This window comes from Ferrovibrio sp. (assembly GCF_019636075.1).
Lineage (GTDB): Bacteria > Pseudomonadota > Alphaproteobacteria > Ferrovibrionales > Ferrovibrionaceae > Ferrovibrio.
Genome location: NZ_JAHBYG010000051.1, coordinates 1 through 19,237, shown reverse-complemented (window position 1 = coordinate 19,237; position 19,237 = coordinate 1). Strand labels below are relative to the sequence as shown.

14 protein-coding genes are annotated in these 19,237 nt (G+C 62.9%); 9 read left to right on the top strand and 5 right to left on the bottom strand.

The annotated features are described in order from the left end of the window. Window positions 1–97 precede the first annotated feature (97 nt). The 3 genes from KF827_RS17170 (at window position 98) to queC (ending at window position 4,490) form a co-directional block, all read left to right on the top strand. Entirely contained in the window at window positions 98–1,078 is a 981-nt protein-coding gene (locus KF827_RS17170) for a TAXI family TRAP transporter solute-binding subunit (RefSeq protein WP_291007973.1), read from the top strand. A 119-nt stretch (window positions 1,079–1,197) separates the two neighbouring features. Continuing rightward, the gene (locus KF827_RS17165) at window positions 1,198–3,768 is read left to right on the top strand and encodes a TRAP transporter permease (protein ID WP_291007970.1); all 2,571 of its coding nucleotides are present in this window, start codon (window positions 1,198–1,200) and stop codon (window positions 3,766–3,768) included. Beyond that, entirely contained in the window at window positions 3,765–4,490 is a 726-nt protein-coding gene (queC, locus tag KF827_RS17160) for a 7-cyano-7-deazaguanine synthase QueC (protein ID WP_291007967.1), read from the top strand. The genes KF827_RS17165 and queC overlap by 4 nt, the downstream gene beginning before the upstream one ends. On the opposite strand, the gene KF827_RS17155 is transcribed toward queC, so the two are convergent. Together KF827_RS17155 and KF827_RS17150 are read right to left on the bottom strand one after the other, a co-directional pair. Further along, the gene (locus KF827_RS17155) at window positions 4,491–5,057 is read right to left on the bottom strand and encodes a VUT family protein (protein ID WP_291007964.1); all 567 of its coding nucleotides are present in this window, start codon (window positions 5,055–5,057) and stop codon (window positions 4,491–4,493) included. Window positions 5,058–5,229: 172 nt separating this feature from the next. Further along, entirely contained in the window at window positions 5,230–6,783 is a 1,554-nt protein-coding gene (locus KF827_RS17150; protein ID WP_291007961.1) for a gamma-glutamyltransferase family protein, read from the bottom strand. Between the two features lie 120 nt (window positions 6,784–6,903). Between KF827_RS17150 and hutC the strand changes: the two genes are divergently transcribed. From hutC to KF827_RS17135, 3 genes are read left to right on the top strand one after another with little or no spacing between them, the layout of a single operon-like run. After that, a complete protein-coding gene (gene hutC / locus KF827_RS17145) occupies window positions 6,904–7,650 on the top strand; it encodes a histidine utilization repressor (RefSeq protein ID WP_291007957.1) in 747 nt (248 codons plus the stop codon). A gap of 26 nt (window positions 7,651–7,676) precedes the next feature. Continuing rightward, the gene (gene hutU / locus KF827_RS17140; RefSeq protein ID WP_291008000.1) at window positions 7,677–9,347 is read left to right on the top strand and encodes a urocanate hydratase; all 1,671 of its coding nucleotides are present in this window, start codon (window positions 7,677–7,679) and stop codon (window positions 9,345–9,347) included. Window positions 9,348–9,352: 5 nt separating this feature from the next. After that, on the top strand, window positions 9,353–10,867 hold the full coding sequence (locus tag KF827_RS17135) for an aromatic amino acid ammonia-lyase (RefSeq protein WP_291007954.1): 1,515 nt from the start codon (window positions 9,353–9,355) through the stop codon (window positions 10,865–10,867). A gap of 3 nt (window positions 10,868–10,870) precedes the next feature. Here KF827_RS17135 and KF827_RS17130 read toward each other — a convergent pair whose 3' ends face one another. Then, on the bottom strand, window positions 10,871–11,290 hold the full coding sequence (locus tag KF827_RS17130; RefSeq protein ID WP_291007952.1) for a hypothetical protein: 420 nt from the start codon (window positions 11,288–11,290) through the stop codon (window positions 10,871–10,873). Next, window positions 11,287–13,047, bottom strand: a complete 1,761-nt coding sequence (locus KF827_RS17125; RefSeq protein WP_291007950.1) for a glucan ABC transporter ATP-binding protein/ permease — start codon at window positions 13,045–13,047, stop codon at window positions 11,287–11,289. Before KF827_RS17125 ends, KF827_RS17130 begins: the two co-directional genes overlap by 4 nt. A 92-nt stretch (window positions 13,048–13,139) precedes the next feature. On the opposite strand from KF827_RS17125, the gene KF827_RS17120 reads away from it, so the two are divergent. The 3 genes from KF827_RS17120 to KF827_RS17110 are packed head-to-tail and all read left to right on the top strand — an operon-like array spanning window position 13,140 to window position 17,190. Further along, window positions 13,140–14,444 carry an amidase gene (locus KF827_RS17120; protein ID WP_291007948.1) on the top strand — a complete coding sequence of 435 codons (1,305 nt, stop codon included), beginning with the start codon at window positions 13,140–13,142 and terminating at the stop codon, window positions 14,442–14,444. A 39-nt stretch (window positions 14,445–14,483) separates the two neighbouring features. Then, the gene (rimO, locus tag KF827_RS17115) at window positions 14,484–15,824 is read left to right on the top strand and encodes a 30S ribosomal protein S12 methylthiotransferase RimO (protein WP_291007946.1); all 1,341 of its coding nucleotides are present in this window, start codon (window positions 14,484–14,486) and stop codon (window positions 15,822–15,824) included. After that, window positions 15,790–17,190 carry an FkbM family methyltransferase gene (locus KF827_RS17110; protein ID WP_291007944.1) on the top strand — a complete coding sequence of 467 codons (1,401 nt, stop codon included), beginning with the start codon at window positions 15,790–15,792 and terminating at the stop codon, window positions 17,188–17,190. Before rimO ends, KF827_RS17110 begins: the two co-directional genes overlap by 35 nt. Here the strand turns inward: KF827_RS17110 and KF827_RS17105 are convergent. Then, the gene (locus KF827_RS17105; protein WP_291007942.1) at window positions 17,168–18,916 is read right to left on the bottom strand and encodes a tetratricopeptide repeat protein; all 1,749 of its coding nucleotides are present in this window, start codon (window positions 18,914–18,916) and stop codon (window positions 17,168–17,170) included. The genes KF827_RS17110 and KF827_RS17105 overlap by 23 nt on opposite strands. Window positions 18,917–19,237: the final 321 nt, after the last annotated feature.

The following is a 19,237-nucleotide window of genomic DNA, read 5'->3' as shown; positions in this document are numbered from 1 at the left end:
TCCCATGCCATACACAAAGGCATCGGCCCGATGCCGCCTGGATCGCATCCACCATGATGCATCGGGGTGGGCTTGAAACAAACAAGGAGGCAACTCGATGAGCTTTTTCAATTTGAAAACCCTGGCTGGCGGCGCGCTTGCAGCGGCCGTATTGGCGGCCCTGCCCGGCGCCGGCATTGCGCAGCAGAAATTCGTCACCATCGGCACCGGCGGCGTTACCGGTGTGTATTACGCCGCCGGCGGCGCGATCTGCCGCCTGCTGAACAAGGACCGCAAGGCCCATGGCATCCGCTGCTCGGTGGAATCCACCGGCGGCTCGGCCTACAACATCAACACCATCAAGGCCGGCGAACTCGATTTCGGCATGGCGCAGTCCGACGTGCATTTCAATGCATTGAAGGGCGTTGGCGCCTTCAAGGATGGCGGCGCGTTCGCCGACCTGCGTTCGGTCTTCTCGGTGCATCCCGAGCCGTTCACCGTGCTGGCCCGCAAGGAAGCCGGCGTGAGCAACTTCAGCGAATTGAAGGGCAAGCGCGTGAACGTGGGCAACCCCGGTTCGGGCACCCGCAATTCGATGGAAGAATTGCTCACCACCCTGGGCTGGAAGCTGAGCGATTTCTCGCTGGCCTCCGAGTTGAAGGCCGATGAACATGGCCCGGCGCTCTGCGACAACAAGATCGACGCCTTCTTCTACGGCGTTGGCCATCCGTCGGCTAACATCCAGGATCCGACCACCACTTGCGGCGCCAAGCTGGTGACCATCGACGGCCCGCAGGTCGACAAGCTGGTGCAGGCGAATTCCTACTACGCCTACGCCACCATCCCCGGCGGCATGTACAACAACAACCCGAACCCGACCAAGACCTATGGTGTGCTGGCCACGCTGGTCAGCTCCGCCAAGGTGCCCGACGATGTAGTCTACAATCTGGTGAAGGCCACCTTCGATAATTTCGACGAGTTCAAGAAGCTGCATCCGGCTTTTTCCAATCTTGATCCCAAGGATATGATCAAGAATGGCAACTCGGCTCCGCTGCATGCCGGCGCGGCGAAGTACTACAAGGAAAAGGGCTGGCAGTAACCCGCCCTCTTGCGGCCGGTCCGGCAAAACCGGGCCGGCCGTTTCTATTTCAGCCGTTTCGATGAATAAGCCGATGACAGGGCCATTCCAAACCCTGAGGCGGCAACAGGGATCACGCGATGAGCAACAGCAAGCGACGGCCGGCCACGGAAGCTGAATTGCAGGAAATGGTGGCCGAAGCCGATACCGGCGCCCGCATTCCCGCAGGATCCATCGGCATTCTGCTCACCGCTGTGGCAGTAGCCTGGTCGAGCTTCCAGGTCTGGTACGCCTCGCCACTGCCTTTCATCTTCGGTGTGTTCATCCTGAACGATACCGAGGCCCGTGCAATCCATCTCGGCTTCGCGGTTTTTCTGGCCTTCACGGCTTATCCCGCCTTCAAGCGTTCGCCGCGCGACTATATTCCGGTGGCGGATTGGGTGATGGCGCTGCTTGGCGCCGCCGCCGCCAGCTATCTGTTCACGCAATATGGCGCGCTGGCCACACGCCCCGGCCAACCCACCGCGCTGGATCTTGCCACCTCGGCCATCGGCATTCTGTTGCTGCTGGAAGCGACGCGGCGCTGCCTGGGTCCGCCGATGGTGATCGTGGCGCTGTTCTTCATCGCCTTCACCTTCGCCGGGCCCTATATGCCCGAAGTGATTCAGCATAAAGGCGCATCGCTCACCAAATTCCTGCAGCATCAATGGCTGACCACGGAAGGCGTGTTCGGCGTGGCTCTGGGGGTTTCCACCAGTTTCGTGTTTCTATTCGTGCTGTTCGGCTCGCTGCTGGAAAAGGCCGGCGGCGGCAATTACATGATGCAAATCTCGGTAGCCCTGCTGGGCCATCTGCGCGGCGGACCGGCGAAGGTGGCGGTCGTCTCTTCGGCGCTGAACGGCGTGGTTTCCGGCTCGTCGGTATCCAATGTGGTGTCGGGCGGCATCTTCACCATCCCGATGATGAAGCGCACCGGCCTGAGCGGTGTGAAGGCCGGCGCCATCGAAACCGCATCCTCGGTGAACGGCCAGATCATGCCGCCGGTGATGGGGGCTGCCGCCTTTCTGATGACCGAATATGTGGGCCTGCCCTATTCCGAAATCGTAAAGCATGCCGCGTTGCCGGCAATCATCAGCTATATCGCGCTGTTCTATATCGTCGACCTGGAAGCCGTGAAGATCGGCTCGAAACCGCTGATGCGCAGCGCCCGCCATACCCGCATGCAACGCTGGATCAGGCTGGGCCTGGGCTGGAGCGGCAGCATCGCGGTGATGTGCGGCATCTATTACGGCATCCTGGCGATCCAGGCCGTGTTCGGCGCCTCTGCCTCATGGGTGGTGGCGATAGCAGGCATTGCGCTCTATTTCGGCACCCTGGCCTATGGCGCGCGCTATCCCGACCTGAAGCTGGACGATCCCGATGCGCCGATCACCGAACTGCCCGAGGCCTGGGCGGTGGCGCGCACAGGGTTGCATTTCATCCTGCCGATCGTTGTGCTGCTCTGGTGCTTGATGGTGGAGGAATTGTCGCCCGGGCTTTCAGCCTTCTGGGCCACAGCCACCATCATGGGCATCACCGTTACGCAAAGACCGATCATCGCCTTCTTCCGCCGCCAGGGCCTGGCTTCCGCCACCCGTCTTGGCATAAGCGATCTGGTGGATGGCTTTGCCATGGGCGCGCGCAACATGATCGGCATCGGTATCGCCACCGCCACCGCCGGCATCATCGTGGGCACGGTCACGCTCACCGGCATGGGCCTGATGATGACCGACTTCGTGGAGTTCATCTCCGGCGGCAACGTGATCATCATGCTGCTGTTCACCGCGCTGATCTGCCTGATCCTGGGCATGGGCATCCCCACCACCGCCAACTACATCCTGGTGGCCACCCTGATGGCGCCGGTGATCGTGGAACTGGGCGCACAATCAGGCCTGGCGATTCCGCTGATCGCAGTGCATCTCTTCGTGTTCTATTTCGGCATCATGGCCGATGTGACACCGCCGGTGGGCCTGGCTTCATTCGCGGCAGCGGCGATTTCCGGCGAAGACCCGATCAAGACTGCCATACAGGGTTCGGTCTATTCCCTGCGCACCGCCATCCTGCCCTTCGTGTTCATCTTCAACCCGCAGATTCTGATGATCGATATCGGCAACTGGCTGGAAGCCTTGCTGGTGGTCTGCGCCTCCACATTGGCGATTCTGCTCTTCTCGGCCGCCACCATGAACTGGTTCCTTACCAAGAGCCGGTTATGGGAAAGCGCGGTGCTGCTGCTGGTCTGCTTCGCGCTGTTCCGGCCCGGCTATTTCATGGATATGCTCTACGATCCCTATGAGCATCGCCCCGGCAAGGAATTATTCGATATCGCCGGCAACATCCCAGAAGGCGGCCGTTTGCTGCTGCGGGTGGAGGGCATGAATCTGGAAGGCGACGACATTACCAAGACCGTATCGCTGCCGTTGGGGGCGCCCGGCGAAGGCCGCGCACGCATCAACGCCGCCGGAGCGGGCATCGTGCCGATGGGCAACGACATGCAAGTCGGTGCGATCCGCTTCGGTTCCGCCGCCAAGCGCGTGGGGCTGGAAAGCGGCTACACGGTGACCGAAGTGCTGCTGCCGGCAGACCGGCCATCCAAGCATCTGGTCTATCTGCCGGCCCTTGCCCTGCTTGGCCTGATCACCCTGCTGCAATTGCGCCGCCGGAAGCAGGCATGAGCATCCGCACCGTCATCCTATGCTCGGGCGGGGTGGATTCTGTCACCCTGGCGCACAAGGTAGCCGCCGAACGCCAGCTTGTGCAGTTGCTGACCTTCGATTACGGCCAGCGCCATGCCAAGGAACTGGATTATGCCGCACGCACCGCCAAACGGCTGGGGGCAAGGCATGATGTGGTGGATATCCGGGCGCTGGCGCGGTTTTTAAGCGGCTCATCGCTGATGGCCGATGCCGCCGACGCGGTGCCCGATGGGCATTATGCCCAGGAGACGATGAAATCCACCATCGTGCCCAATCGCAACGCCATCATGCTGACCATTGCCTTCGGCATCGCCTCTGGCCAGGGCGCCGAGGCGGTGGGCATCGCCGTGCATGGCGGCGACCATTTCATCTATCCCGATTGCCGACCAGGCTTCATTGCCGCCTTTGCCGAGATGCAGCAGCGTGCCCTGGAAGGCATGGGCGAAGTGGCGTTGTATTCCCCCTTCCTGCATACCGACAAAGCCGGCATCGTGGCGGAAGGGGCGCGGCTGGGCGTGCCTTATGCGGAAACCTGGAGTTGCTATAAGGGCGGCGAGAGGCATTGCGGCCGCTGCGGCACCTGCGTGGAGCGCGCCGAGGCCTTCCATCTGGCCGGCATCCCCGATCCTACGGAATACGAGGATGCCGAATTCTGGAAACGAGCCGTAGCAGATCGCTCGTCTGCGCCCGCGGGATCCTGATCAGGCCGGTTGCAAGCCCAGGCGTTCGTCGCGCCGGCGCAGCCAGTACATCACCGGCAACGAAGCCAGCACCATCCAGGCCTTGCCGATGATCTGGCCGCCCAGATAATCCAGGCTGTTGAAGGCGAGATAGAGGAACACCACCGAATCCACCACCAGACCCGCCATGCTGGAAAGCAGCACGGCGCGGACCAGGCCGCGACGCTGCAGCGGGGTATAAACCGCAAAATCCGCCAGCTCGGAAAACAGGAAAGCAGCGGCCGAAGCCAGCACCAAAGCCGGCGGAGCAATGAAGGCGGACAGCGCGGCACCCACCGCAATCGCGGCAATCGACCAGCCCTTGCCGAGCCGGCGCTGCACCAGATCGCGCAGCACCAGGGCAGCGCCGATCATCAGCACACCCGAAGGCGCGGTGATAGCCCCATTGGGACCAGGCGCAACCGGGATCAGGCAGGGGCCATTGGGTACGCAAAAAGTGCCCCAATTACCGATCAGCCAATTGGCTGCCGGCACGCAGGCAATGAACGCCGCCAAAAACGCAAAACCTTCCAATCGCACACGACTCATCGCCGTCACTCCGCGTATTTATTTGTTTGAGCCAGCCATGCCAGCCAAGTTTGGGGAATTCGCGGCTGGTATACGCCCGAGCCCGCCGGCTGGCAAGAATTTATGCGCTCCCGACCGTCCCCCCCAGACCGCGCCGGATAGCTTTATGCGCTCCCGGCCGCGCCGGACAGCTTTATGCGCTCCCGGCCGCGCCGGCCCAGGGCTGCCCGATTTCGGTCATGCCGATACGGGTGCCATCAGGCTCGATTGCAACCGCACTGGGGCAGGCATAGGCCAGCGGATAGGGGTAAAGCGGCCGGGCCGTCGCCTTGGGAAAGCGCTGGCAGAGCGCCGCGATCGTGGCATCATCGAGAAGCGGACTGTAAGCCGGCTGGCCGGTCACGCTCACATCGATGCGCGGCTGATGGAAAGCCTGCTCCAGACCCATGCCATGATCGGTCAGGAACGAGACCAACTGCATCACCGCCGGCAGGATGCGGCGACCGCCCGATGCGCCGATGGCCAGCCAGGGCTTGCCATCCTTCAGGCCCAGGCTGGGCAGCATGTTGGAAAGCGGCCGCTTGCCCGGCGCCATGGAATTCGGCCTACCGGGCCGCGGATCGAACCACATGATGCCGTTATTCATCAGCACGCCGCTTTGCGGCAACACCACGCGGCTGCCGAACAGCGACAGCAGGGTTTGCGTCAGCGCCACCATGTTGCCCTGCTTGTCGATCACACAGAGATTGGTGGTGCAACCGCCTTGATTCTCGGTTTCACCCATGGTGTTCAAGCGTTTTTCATAGGCCGCATCCAGCGCTTCGGCATAGGCAACGAAAGCCCTGGCATTCAGCCCCTGTTGCAGATGCGGCGCGGCAATCGACAACGCATCGGCCAGGGTGGGCCCGGCGGTGAGCGCGGGCGGCAGCAGCAATTCCGCCCCGCCATGCAGCATGCTCAGCGGCGGCAACAGCCGGGCATGATAGCGGCTCAGATCATCGGCGGCGATTGCCGAGCCGCCGCGAGCCAGATCGGCGGCCAGACTACGCGCGAGTTCGCCGTCGTAATAATCGCGGGCACCGGCATCGCGCAGGCGCTTCAGCGTGGCCAGCAGCGCCGGATTGCGAATGCGCGGCGTGGCACCGCCCCATTCCGCCACCGGCACGAAATCATCGGGCAGGAATACCGCCTTGCTGGCCGGGAAGCGTGTCAATATAGGCGCCGCCGATGCCAGCACGATGCTGGCATACCAATCCACATCCAATCCCTGTTCGGCCTGCTCGATGGCCGGCGCCAGGGATTGCGCCCAACTGCGCGTGCCGAATGTTTCCAGCGCCAGCCGCATGCCTTCGGGCTGCCCCGGCACGGCGATGGAGGGATATCCGAGGATGTTGCGATCTTCCAGCACCGAGGGCCAGCCGAACAGGTCGCCGCCCTTGCCCTCGGCCAGCGGATAGAAAGCCGGATCCAGCCGCCTTGCCGCGATCATGCCGAAATCCACGCAATGCGCGCGGCGCCGGGCAGCATCGTACACCATCATATAGCCGCCGCCGCCCAGGCCGCTCATCCAGGGTTCCAGCACCGCCAGCGAAAAAGCCGTGGCCACCGCGGCATCCACCGCGTTGCCGCCCTCGGCCAGCACCCGGGCGCCGATATCGGCTGCCCGCTGGTTTTGCGCCGCCACCACGCCGCTGCCACGCACCGGCTGTTTCACGAAGCGCAAGGAACGGCTGAGATTCTGCGACATGAGCGGGCCTGCTGTCTGATTTGAGGATAGTCTATACCGGGCAGAGGATGCCCGCACCCCACTGGACTTGTATATACAATCAACCCTATACTTCCCGCGCAAGTCCCATCGGAGAGCCGCATGACCGCGACCGGGCCGACGCCACGCTATCGCCGTGTGAAGGAATACATCGTTCGGCATATCGATGCCGGCGATTGGCGCGCGGGCGACCAGGTGCCATCGGAAAGCGCTTTGGTGGGCGCCCTCAAGGTCAGCCGGATGACCGTGAACCGCGCGCTGCGCGAGCTCACCCAGGAAGGCCTGGTGGTGCGGGTGCAGGGCACCGGCACATTCGTGGCCGAAAAACGCCCGATCGCCAATCTGGTTGAACTGCGTAACATCGCCGAAGAAATCCGTGAGCGCGGCCAGCGCTATTCCGCCAAGGTGGAATTCCTGCGCGCCGAAAAAGCCACCGCCGATGTGGCACGCGATCTCGGGCTGGAAACCGGCGCCCAGGTGTTTCATTCGCTGATCACGCATTTCGCCGATGGCATGCCGTTGCAACTGGAAGACCGCTGGGTGAATCCGCGCACCGCGCCGGATTACCTGAACGCGGATTTCACGGCCGAGACGCCCAACGAACATCTCTCGCGCGCAGCGCCTGCCACCGAGGTGGAACACGTGGTGGAAGCCGCCATGCCGAATGCGCGCACCCGCCGCCTGCTGCGCCTGGCCGATAACGAACCCTGCCTGCGCCTGCGCCGCCGCACCTGGTCTGGCGGGCTGGTGGTATCGTCCGCCACGCTGTTCTATCCGGGCAACTCGCACCGTTTCACCACGCGCTTTGCCTATCGTGCCGATGGCACCTCGAAACGCTCCTATCTCTGAGGCCCCGCATGACCCCGCATACGAGCATCGCTTCGCGCCGCGACAATAGCCGCCTGATCCGTTCGCCGCATGGCAGTGAATTGCATACCGCCAACTGGCAGATCGAAGCCGCCTATCGCATGATGCGCAACAACCTGGATCCCGATGTGGCGGAAAAGCCAGAAGAACTGGTTGTGTATGGCGGCATCGGGCGTGCGGCGCGCGACTGGAACAGCTTCGACCAGATCCAGAATGCCCTGCGCGAACTCGGGCCCGAACAAACCCTGCTGGTGCAATCGGGCAAACCGGTGGGCGTGTTTCGCACCCATAGCGATGCGCCGCGCGTGCTGATCGCCAACAGCAATATCGTGCCGGCCTGGGCCAATTGGGACAAGTTCCACGAATTGGATCGCAAGGGCCTGATGATGTATGGCCAGATGACGGCCGGCTCCTGGATCTATATCGGCAGCCAGGGCATCGTGCAGGGCACCTATGAAACCTTCGTGGAAATGGGCCGCCAGCATTATGGCGGCAGCCTGAAGGGCCGTTGGATTCTCACCGCCGGTCTGGGTGGCATGGGCGGCGCGCAGCCGCTGGCCGCCACCATGGCCGGCGCCTCGTTGCTGGCCATCGAATGCCAGCCATCGCGGCTGGATATGCGGCTACGCACCGGCTATCTCGATCTGCATGCCCACAGCCTGGACGAAGCCATGGCCATGCTGGAAACCGCCAAGCGCGACGGCAAGGCGGTGTCTATCGGCCTGGTGGGCAATGCCGCCGAATTGCTGCCCGAAATGCTCAAGCGCGGCATCCGCCCCGATGCGGTGACCGACCAGACCAGCGCCCATGATCCGGTGAACGGCTATCTGCCGGCAGGCTGGAGCCTGGAGCAATGGGAAGCCAAGAAGGAAACCGATCCGCAGACCGTGGCGAAAGCCGCGAAAGACTCCATGGCCGTGCATGTGCGCGCCATGCTGGGTTTCAAGGCGCTGGGCATTCCGGTTTTCGATTACGGCAACAACATCCGCCAGATGGCGCGCGAAACCGGGGTGGCGGAAGCCTTCGATTTTCCCGGCTTCGTGCCGGCCTATATCCGGCCGCTATTCTGCCGGGGCATCGGTCCGTTCCGCTGGGTGGCGCTGTCGGGCGACCCGGACGACATCTACCGTACCGACGAAAAAGTGAAAGAGCTGATCCCGGACGATCCGCATCTGCATACCTGGCTGGACATGGCGCGCCAGCGCATTCATTTCCAAGGCCTGCCATCGCGCATCTGCTGGGTGGGGCTGGGCCAACGCCATCGCTTAGGGCTGGCCTTCAACGAGATGGTGGCCAAGGGCGAAGTGAAAGCACCGATCGTGATCGGACGCGACCATCTCGATTCCGGTTCGGTGGCCAGCCCCAATCGCGAAACCGAGGCGATGAAAGACGGTTCGGATGCGGTATCCGACTGGCCACTGCTGAATGCGCTGCTGAATACAGCATCTGGCGCCACCTGGGTTTCGCTGCATCATGGCGGCGGGGTGGGCATCGGCTATTCGCAGCATGCCGGCGTGGTGATCGTGGCCGATGGCACGCCGGAAGCCGCCCGGCGCCTGGAGCGCGTATTGTGGAACGATCCGGCCAGCGGCGTGATGCGCCATGCCGATGCCGGCTATGAAACTGCCATAGCCTGCGCCCGCGAACAGGGCCTCAATCTTCCCTTCCTGGAGAAATAACCACCATGCTGGAGTTGGACGGACAATCCCTCACCCTTGAATCCGTGGCATCCGTTGCGCGGGCGGATGAAAAAGTCGGTCTCTCTGCCGAAGGCCGCAAGAAAGTGGAAGATTGCCACGCGCTGCTGCGGCAGATGATCAAGGATGGTACGCCGATCTATGGCGTTACCACCGGTTTCGGCGCATTGGATGGCCGGCCGGTGCCGGCTGAATCCAACCGCGCGCAACAGCATAATCTTCTGAAAAGCCACGCCGCCGGCATCGGCGCGCCGATGCGCGACGATGAAGTGCGCGCCATGATGCTGATCCGCGCCAATGTGCTGGCAACCGGGCTGACCGGCGTGAGCATGAGTGCGCTGGAAGCCCTGCTGGCCATGTTGAATGCCGGCATCGTACCGCATGTGCCGCGTCGCGGTTCGGTGGGCGCCTGCGGCGACCTTGCTCCGCTGGCCCATATGGTGCTGCCGATGATCGGTTTTGGTCGTGCCAAACTGAAAGGCGGCGGATGGCTGCCCGGCCTGATGGCGTTTGCCAGCCTTGGCATCGCCAAGCCGCCGGTGGATGGCCGCGACGGCATCGCGCTGATCAACGGCACCGAGCAGACCACAGGCATCGGCGTGCTCGCCGCCTATGATGCCCGGCGCCTGGTGCGCATGGCCGAGGCCGTATCCGCCATGAGCCTGGAAGTGCTAGGCGGCGTTTCCGATGCTTTCGATGAGCGCGTGGCACTGGCCAAGCCGCATCCCGGACAGATCGCCACGTCAGAGGCGCTGCGCTATTTCACTGCCGGCAGCCAGGCCGTGTTGCCGCCGCGCCCCAGCCGGCTACGCGATGGCCTCAGCCTGCGCTGCATTCCGCAGGTACTGGGCGCCAGCCGCGATGCCGTGGAGCATGCAACGCATACCCTGGAAATCGAGATCAACGCCGCCAACGACAATCCGATCTTCGGCCTGGCCGATGGTTTCGTCACGTCCAATTCCGGCAACTTCCACGGCCAGCGCGCCGGCGAGGTGCTGGACATGCTGGCCACTTCGATTTCCTCGTTGGCGATTATTTCCGAACGCCGCGCCGCACGCCTGGTGGATGAGAAGAATTCCGGCGGCCTGCCGGCTTTCCTGATTCATCCCGATGCACGCCAGGGCGAAAATTCCGGCTTCATGATCGCGCAATACACCGCTGCTTCGCTGGTGGCGGAATTGCGCATGCGCAGTGTGCCGGCCTCGCTGCAATCGGTGCCGACCTGTGCCAATACCGAGGATCATGTGCCGATGTCGCCGCTGGCCGCCGAACGCGCCGCCTTCGCGGTGGATACTGCGGAAACCATCGTGGCGATCGAGGCGCTGCTGGCAGCCCAGGCCTATGACCTGCGCGGCCTTACGCCTGCTCCGGCCTTGCAGCCGATCTACAAGGCGATCCGCGAGCGGGTGCCGGCCATGGTGGAAGACCGCGAAATGGGCGAGGATATCAAGGCCACCCGCGCCGCTCTGGCGGAAATCGGCAGCACGCTGTTTCCGTTCTGATAGCTAGGAGATGAACTGCCCGCCGCTGCATTCCGGCCAGGCGAAATCCTGCGTCACGCGGCGGGCCTGAAACACCTGGCCGCTGCGCAGATGGCGATAGCGCACGATATCGCCTTGCTGATCCAGCAATTCGTAATCCTCTACCCGCATGGCGGATTGTCCATCGACCTGCACGATCAGCGAGGAATAGCGGCTGCCTTCCACCATCCAGCTGCCGCGCTCTACCTGTTGCAGCACAAGCTGGCAATTCTCATAACGGCGGAACTCCACCTGCAGGTCGCCATTGGGTAAACGCTGGGCGATCCATTGCGTGGCAAAGCCCCAGGCCGGCTGATAACCGAAGCCATACCAGCGGCCGGAAAAATCGAAAGCCCAAGCCGGCATCGCCGCCAGCAAAAGCAGCAGCGCCGGAAGCACCCTCAAGGCGCCAATCCCTGGAATTGGGTTTTCGCTAGCGCTGCAAACACACCGCCCGGCCTGGCCACCAGAGCATCGAAACTGCCGCGCTCGACGATGCGGCCCCTATCCAACACCAATATCGTATCGGCCTTGCGGATCGTAGACAGGCGATGCGCGACGATAAACGTTGTGCGGCCCCGCATCAGTTGATCCAGCGCCGCCTGGATCCGGGCCTCGGTTGCGGCATCCAACGCCGATGTGGCTTCATCCAATATCAGGATCGGCGGATTTTTCAGCAGCGCGCGAGCAATCGCCAAGCGCTGGCGTTCGCCACCTGAAAGATTGACGCCGCGTTCGCCCACGATGGTATCGAAACCCTGCGGCTGGCGCTGGATGAAATCCTCGGCCTCAGCCAGCCTTGCTGCCTCGCGCACCTCATCAAGCGACGCATCGGCGCGGCCGACGCGGATATTATCGGCGATCGAACGATGGAACACCGCGCTATCCTGAAACACCACGCCGATCTTGGCCCGCAGGCTTTCCAGCGTAACATCGCGGATATCGATGCCATCGATGGTGATGCGGCCCGCTTGCGGATCCCAGAGCCGCGAAAGCAGGGCCATCGTGGTGCTCTTGCCCGAACCGGTAGCACCCACCAAGGCCACCGAAGCGCCTGGCGGCACATCGAAATCCAGTTCGCTCACTGCTGGCCGACCGCCATCATAAGAGAGCGACACGGCCTCGAACCGCACCGCGCCTTTCACATCGCCCAGAGCCACCGCACCCGGTTTATCGGCCACGCCGGATTTGGTATCCAGCACATCGAAGAATTCGAGCAGGCTGTGCATCTGGAAAAACAGCCGGCTGACAAAACCCATGGCATGTTCCAGCCGGCCGATCAGCATGGTGGCGAAGCCCATGAAGGTGACGATCTCGCCCACGCTGGCCTCGCCGCGCAGATGCAGCCAGGAGCCGAGCAGGAACAGCGCCAGCACCGTGATGGTGGATGCCATGCGGCTCAGCACTGTCATCAGCGCCCAGAGATTCAGCACCGGAAATTGCGCCGCCAACAGCTTCTGCATCACCGTGCCCAGTTCGCGCGCTTCCAGCGCCAGGCGCACGAAACTCTGCACCAAGGTAACATTGCCCAAGGCATCACCGGCGCGCGCCGCCAATTCTGAATGATAACCTTCCACCGCCGCCTGAGCCTGCTCGGTCTTATGCACCACGATGGCGGAAAGCAGACCGAACACCACGATCAGCAGGATCAGCAACATGCCCAATCGCCAATTCAGCCACAGCGCCAGTGGCAGCAGGGTGAGCACCGCCACCAGGGTGGAGAGATGCTCGCGGAAAAACGACAGCCACAAGCCGAACAGATTATCCGCGCCGGCCAGCATGATCTTCAGCAGGCGGCCGGAATGGGTGGCGCCATGAAAAGCCGCCGGCAGGCTCAGCACATGCTCGAAATACAACGCCATGGCGGCCAGCCGGCGGCGATGCGCCAAACGGTCGGCATGCAACGCCACCAGGATGCCGGCCACGATGCCGATACCACCCGCCAGGCTCCACAGGCCCAGCAGCTTCAGTGTATCGGCCCAAACATCATCGACCGGACGGCCGGCACTGCCGGCGAGCAGATCGACGATGCGGCCGAACAGCATCGGTTCGATGAAGCCGATGCCGGCCAGGCCGATATTGGCCAGGGCCAGCAGCCAGGCGAGGCGTTTTTCGGCGGCAAGCAGGCCGAGAACGCGGCTATAAAGCGTGACAAACACCATGGCCGGACTATGCCCAGGGCAGCTATGCTCCCGCAAGCCTTGCGCCGCCCTCCAGGGAGCGGTATTGCCGGAAAAGACCCTTGGAGGATGCAATGAAATCCCGCGTTGATTCCCGCACCCGCTTGGAAACCGCCCTGGCCCGTATCAACGATACGGCCGGCGAAGGCAGCCGCGCCTTCACCGCCGTGTTTGCCGACAGCGCGCGGCAAGCCGCCGATGCCGCCGATGCCCGCGCCAAAGCCGGCCTGGCGCTGGGGCCGCTGGATGGCAGCATCATCTCGATCAAGGATCTGTTCGATTGGCCGGGCCTGCCCACATGCGCGGGGTCGAAAATCCTGCGCGATGCTGCGCCCGCCCAGGCAACAGCGCCGGCCATTGCACGGCTGCGGCAAGCCGGCGCTGTGATCATCGGCAAGACCAACATGAGCGAATTCGCCTTTTCCGGCGTGGGCATCAATCCGCATTACGGCACGCCGGGCAACCCCGCCGACCGCACGCGCATTCCCGGCGGCTCGTCTTCAGGCGCTGCCGTATCGGTGGCAGACGGCATGGCCGAAATCGGCATCGGCACGGATACCGGCGGCTCCACCCGGATTCCCGCCGCCCTGTGCGGCCTTGTCGGTTTCAAGCCCAGCCAATATCGCATCACCCGCGATGGCGCCTTCCCGCTTTCCTACACGCTGGATTCGATCGGCCCGCTGGCGCCGAATGTTGCAGCCTGCGCCCTGGCCGATGCCGCCATGGCGGGCGACGAGATAGCCGTGCCGCAAGCATTGCCGCTGGCCGGCCTGCGGCTGGGCATTGCCAAGGGCCCGCTGCTGGACGGCATGGAGCCGGCGGTGGCTGCGGCTTTCGAGGCTGCCTGTACTGCCTTGCAAAAGGCCGGAGCGCGGATCGTGGATCACTCGATAGCCGATCTGCTGGCGGCAATGGCCGAAGCCAATGCCACTGGCGGTTTCACCGCGCCCGAGGCCTATCAGATTCACCGCGCCTATTACGACACCCGCGCCGCCGATTTCGATCCGCTGGTGCATGCGCGCATCGCGCGCGGCAAGGCGATGAGCGCCGCCGACTACATCGCATTGAGCCGCCGCCGCCCCGAATTGCTGCGGCGAATGACCACCCATCTGGCAGGGCTGGATGCCCTGATCCTGCCCACCACGCCGATCCAGGCCCCCAAGATTGCCGATCTGGCCACGGCCGATGCTTTCAACACGGCCAATATGGCCCTGTTGCGCAACACCGCGCCGTTCAACTTCTTCGATATGTGCGCCATCAGCCTGCCGCTGGAAACCACCAGCGGATTGCCTGCCGGCCTGATGCTGGCAGCCCCCAATGGCCAGGATAAGGCCTTGTTCGGCATGGCGCTTTCAGCGGAAAACGTGTTGAAAGGATAGCCTCTGGTCAATAGGGCCGTTCCGCCCTATAACCCCGCCATGAACAAGCCCCAAACCTCTCCGCAAGCCGGTGCCAAGGTCGGCGTGGTCAGCCTAGGCTGCCCGAAGGCATTGGTGGATTCCGAACGCATCATCACCAAGCTGCGCTCGGAGGGCTATGCGATTTCCGGCAGTTATGACGATGCCGATGTGGTGCTGGTGAATACCTGCGGCTTTCTCGACAGCGCCAAGCAGGAAAGCCTGGAAGCCATCGGCGAAGCGATGCGCGAGAATGGCCGCGTGATCGTGACCGGCTGCATGGGCGTGGAAGAGGGCCGCATCCGCGACATGTTTCCCGATGTGCTGGCCGTTACCGGTCCGCAGCAATACGAGCAGGTGGTGAACGCGGTGCACGAGGCAGCGCCGCCGCAGCATGATCCGTTCATCGATCTGGTGCCGCCGCAGGGCATCAAGCTCACACCCCGGCATTATGCCTATTTGAAGATTTCCGAAGGCTGCAACCATACCTGCAGCTTCTGCATCATTCCTTCCATGCGCGGCAAACTGAAAAGCCGCGCCTCGAACGACGTGCTGTTCGAGGCCGAGCGGCTGGTGAAGGCCGGGGTGAAGGAATTGCTGGTGATCTCGCAGGATACTTCAGCCTATGGGCTGGACCTGCGGCATGCCGAAAGTTCGTGGCGCGACCGCCAGGTGAAGGCGCGCATGACCGAACTTTGCGATGCCATGGGCTCGCTGGGCGCCTGGGTGCGGCTGCATTACGTATATCCCTATCCCCATGTGGATGAGGTGATCCCGCTGATGGCGGAAGGCAAGCTGCTGCCCTATCTGGATATTCCCTTCCAGCATGCCGAGCCGCGCGTGCTGAAGGCGATGCGCCGGCCCGGCAATCAGGAAAAACTGGTGGCGCGCATCGCATCCTGGCGCCAAACCTGCCCGGATATCGCCATCCGCTCTACGTTCATTGTCGGTTTCCCCGGCGAGACCGAGGCAGATTTCCAATTCCTGCTGCAATGGCTGGAAGAAGCCAAGCTGGATCGTGTCGGCTGCTTCAAATACGAAAACGTGGAAGGCGCCGCCGCGCGCGACCTGCCCGACCATGTGCCCGACGATGTGAAACAGGAGCGCTGGGAGCGCTTCATGGCCGTGCAGCAAAAGATCAGCGCCGCCAAGCTGAAAGCCAAGGTGGGCCGCGAATTCGATGTGCTGGTGGATGAAGCCAAACAACGTGGCACAGCGCTGGGCCGCACCTATGCCGATGCACCGGAAATAGATGGCATCGTGAAAATCAAGGATGCCAAGGGCGTGCAGCCTGGCGACATTATCAAGGTGAAGATCGAAAAGGCCGATGCCTATGATCTCACCGGCCGGCGCATCGGCTGAACCCGGCCAGGGCATGAGCGAGGCGACCATGCGCGATCCCCTGATCCTGCGCATGGCCGGCGATATCAGCATCGCAGCGCCCGCCGATCTGAAAACCATCACCACCTATGTGTTGCTGGAGCAGGAAGATTGGTTCGAAAAGGAACTGGCTTTCCTGCGCGCCTGGTTGCAGCCCGGAATGACCGTCGTGGATATCGGCGCCAATATCGGCGTGTTCGCGCTGACAGCCGCCAGGCTTGCGGCGAGCGTGCATGCCTACGAACCGGCAGGCGCCAGCCGCGCTCATCTGCAGGCCGGCATTACCGCCAATGGCTTTGGCAATATCCACCTGCATGACAAAGCTTTGAGCGACCAGATAGGCGATGGCTGGCTGCGTTTCGGCGCCTCTTCTGAACTCAACGCATTGGGCAAGGCGGAAGATGGTGCCGGCGAGGCCGTGCCGCTTGGCACGTTGGATGACGAAGCGCAGCGCCAGGATTGGGGCGATGTCGATTTCCTGAAAATCGACGCGGAAGGCGCGGAAGCCGCCATCATCATGGGTGGCAGCGATTTCCTAAGTCGGCAATCGCCACTGATCCTGATGGAAATGAAAGCCGGACGCAGCATCAATACCGGCCTGGCCGATCTGCTGCGCCAGCGCGGCTTTGCGCTGTATCGCTGCCTGCCCGATACAGCCTTGCTGCTGCCGGTGGCACCCGATGAAGCGCTGGATGATTTTGAACTCGACCTGTTTGCCGCCAAGCCGGATCGCGCCGCGGCTCTCGCCGCTCAAGGGTTTCTCGCCAATCCCGGCGCAATATTGCGGGTCGAACCCGATCATGCCCAGGCATTGCAACATTATGCGCAATGGCGTAACGCCGGCTTAGACTGGCGTGAACGCGTGGCTGCGCTTTTGATCGCACAGGACAGCCTGCGCCGACTTTGCAAGCGCGCGCCATCTTTGACACGGCTTTCCAGCCTGATGCGGGTTTGTTGGGAAAGCGGCGCACGCGGCCTGGCGGCACGGGCAGCGCAACTGGCCCAGACCATGCTGCGCCAGGGTAGCCGGCTTGACGGCGAAACCTTCCTGCCCGCCCTGGCGCGGTTTGATGGCATCGATCCGGCGCAAGCCTTCTTGCCGGCTTTTGCCGAAGCACAGGAAACGATATCGGCTTTTTCAGGATTTTTCGCACCGGCAACGCCGATGCTGGAATGGCTGTGCAACCAGCCCGATGCGCCAGCCGCCATGCTGCGCCGGCATTGGTTGCGCCAGGCCCGTGCCGGCAAGGCGCCCGCCATACCCGATAAACTGCTCGTCGATACGCCGGATCATCTGAATGCCGCGCTCTGGCACGATGGCAGTGTCAGCCGGCTGGCGACTGGCTAGAGCGATACTCCCGCCAGGCCTGGCGCAACGCCGCGCCAAAGGCAGCAGCGAAACGCGCTGCATCGCATAGCCTTGAAGCCGCCATATGCCCGCGCAAACCTTGCCGCAATGCCGCTCGGCGCCCTGCATCGCCCGCCAAATCCACTGCCTTGGCCACGAAAGCAGCTTCGTCTTCCGCCACCAGTTCGGGCAAGCCGGCCTGCAACAGCAAGCTCTCACCCACCCTGGCAGCCGGCACCGCGCCACGCAGGCCGATCACCGGCACGCCCATCCATAAGGCTTCGCATGTGGTGGTGGTGCCGTTATAGGGCAGCGTATCCAGGGCAATATCCACTTGCGCATATTGGGCCAGATGCGCCGCTGCATCCGGCGCCGTGTCCAGCAGCGTGATCCGCTCCGGCTCGGTGAATAAACCCAACAGCCTTTCGCGTTGCATTGCCGAGGCCATATTCACGCTTTTCAGCAGCAACCGGCTTTGCGGCACGGCCTGCAGCACACGCGACCAGAGCGCGGCGCAACGTGGCCCGATCTTGATCGCATTGTTGAATGAGCCGAACACAATATCCGCGCCATTGGGCCGCAAGGCCACAGCAGGTGCCTCCTGCGGCGCCTGATAGCAATGATAGCCACCGGGCAGGAATAACGGTCGATCCGGGCCGGGTGATATCGGCCAAGGATGCGCCACGGCATCGACGATACGCCAATCCATCGCCGGCAATCCACTGGGGCCGGGATAGCCAAGCCAGGTTATCTGCACAGGTGCCGGCTTCTGCGCCAATGCACCCAGCCGGTTGCCTGCCGTATGGCCGCCAAGTTCGATCAGGATATCCACGGCATCTTCCGCGATCATGCGATGCAGTTCAGCATCCTTGCGGCCATTCACCAGCCGCCAGTGATCGGCCAAAGCCTGAAATTTCGCGGTATAATCGTCGGAAACGCGGTTATCGGCATAAAGCAGGATTTCGAAAGCCGTGCGGTCGAGATGCTGCAACACAGGCAGCAGGAAATACGCCACCGAATGCCGGCGTAGGTCGGCCGAGAGAAAACCGATACGCAGCTTGCGATTGGGATCGCCCGAATCAACGCGGCGCGATAGCGGGGATTGCGTCATAGCCGCGCCATAGGCGAGATGAGCCGCACGCAAATCCTCAAGCGTCGTATCATCCAAATATGCCAGGCTCATCAACAAGCCATCATGGGCTGCGATATTGCCTGGCTGTTGCGCCAATGCCTGACGAAACCAATCGGCTGCCACCGCCGGCTGCAACTGCGCGAGACCGGCATAACCAAGATTGCTCAGCACCTCGGCATTTTGCGGGGCCAGGGCCAAGGCCCGAGCATTGATGGTTTCCGCCTGCTCCAGCTTACCGCGTTGGGTGAGAATTTTTCCCAGTTGAATCAGGCCGGCCAGATCATCCGGTCGACGCTGCAATGCAGCCTGATATGCTGCTTCGGCTTGCTTCAACCGTCCCAGTTGGAATTGCGCCAGGCCAAGTGCAGAAAATTTTGCAGCGCCTGGCTTCTGTGCCAAACTTTTTTCGAGGCAATCCACCGCACGCTGCCAAAGGCCTAGTTCGCAAAAAACCAATCCAGCCACGGTTTGTGCCGGTTCGGCATCCGGCGCGACTTTCAACGCCGTTTTCGCCAAGCTAAAGGCGCGATCCAACGCTCCGGCTTTCAAGGCAGCCAAGGCCGCGTCAAGCTGTGCGGCGATGTCCGGCGTCATCGCCCGCACCATTCTTTCCAGAGCTTGCGATATCCGGCCTCAATGGCCTTGACCAGACCGGGACCATCGGACAGCGCCGATGCCTGGAAGCGCGGCCGCAGATTGCAGAGCAATTTCGCCAGGCCGCCCAAATCGCTCGCCCAGCGTGCCGCGATCTCAACATATTGCTCCGCCGGTCTCCGCCACCCAGTCGCTCATACCCAGCGCACCCAAGATGCTGGCGCCAAAACGGCCAACCGTCGGCCGGTCCGCCTTGCTGATCACCGGCACGCCCATCCACAAAGCCTCTATCGTGGTGGTGCCCGCATTATGCGGAAACGG

Bases quoted from the DNA above. Each gene is read 5' to 3' on its own strand.
- KF827_RS17170 (WP_291007973.1), top strand. From the start codon at position 98: ATGAGCTTTTTCAATTTGAAAACCCTGGCTGGCGGCGCGCTTGCAGCG.
- KF827_RS17165 (WP_291007970.1), top strand. From the start codon at position 1,198: ATGAGCAACAGCAAGCGACGGCCGGCCACGGAAGCTGAATTGCAGGAA.
- queC (WP_291007967.1), top strand. From the start codon at position 3,765: ATGAGCATCCGCACCGTCATCCTATGCTCGGGCGGGGTGGATTCTGTC.
- KF827_RS17155 (WP_291007964.1), bottom strand. From the start codon at position 5,057: ATGAGTCGTGTGCGATTGGAAGGTTTTGCGTTTTTGGCGGCGTTCATT.
- KF827_RS17150 (WP_291007961.1), bottom strand. From the start codon at position 6,783: ATGTCGCAGAATCTCAGCCGTTCCTTGCGCTTCGTGAAACAGCCGGTG.
- hutC (WP_291007957.1), top strand. From the start codon at position 6,904: ATGACCGCGACCGGGCCGACGCCACGCTATCGCCGTGTGAAGGAATAC.
- KF827_RS17135 (WP_291007954.1), top strand. From the start codon at position 9,353: ATGCTGGAGTTGGACGGACAATCCCTCACCCTTGAATCCGTGGCATCC.
- KF827_RS17125 (WP_291007950.1), bottom strand. From the start codon at position 13,047: ATGGTGTTTGTCACGCTTTATAGCCGCGTTCTCGGCCTGCTTGCCGCC.
- KF827_RS17120 (WP_291007948.1), top strand. From the start codon at position 13,140: ATGAAATCCCGCGTTGATTCCCGCACCCGCTTGGAAACCGCCCTGGCC.
- rimO (WP_291007946.1), top strand. From the start codon at position 14,484: ATGAACAAGCCCCAAACCTCTCCGCAAGCCGGTGCCAAGGTCGGCGTG.
- KF827_RS17110 (WP_291007944.1), top strand. From the start codon at position 15,790: ATGCCTATGATCTCACCGGCCGGCGCATCGGCTGAACCCGGCCAGGGC.
- KF827_RS17105 (WP_291007942.1), bottom strand. From the start codon at position 18,916: ATGACGCCGGACATCGCCGCACAGCTTGACGCGGCCTTGGCTGCCTTG.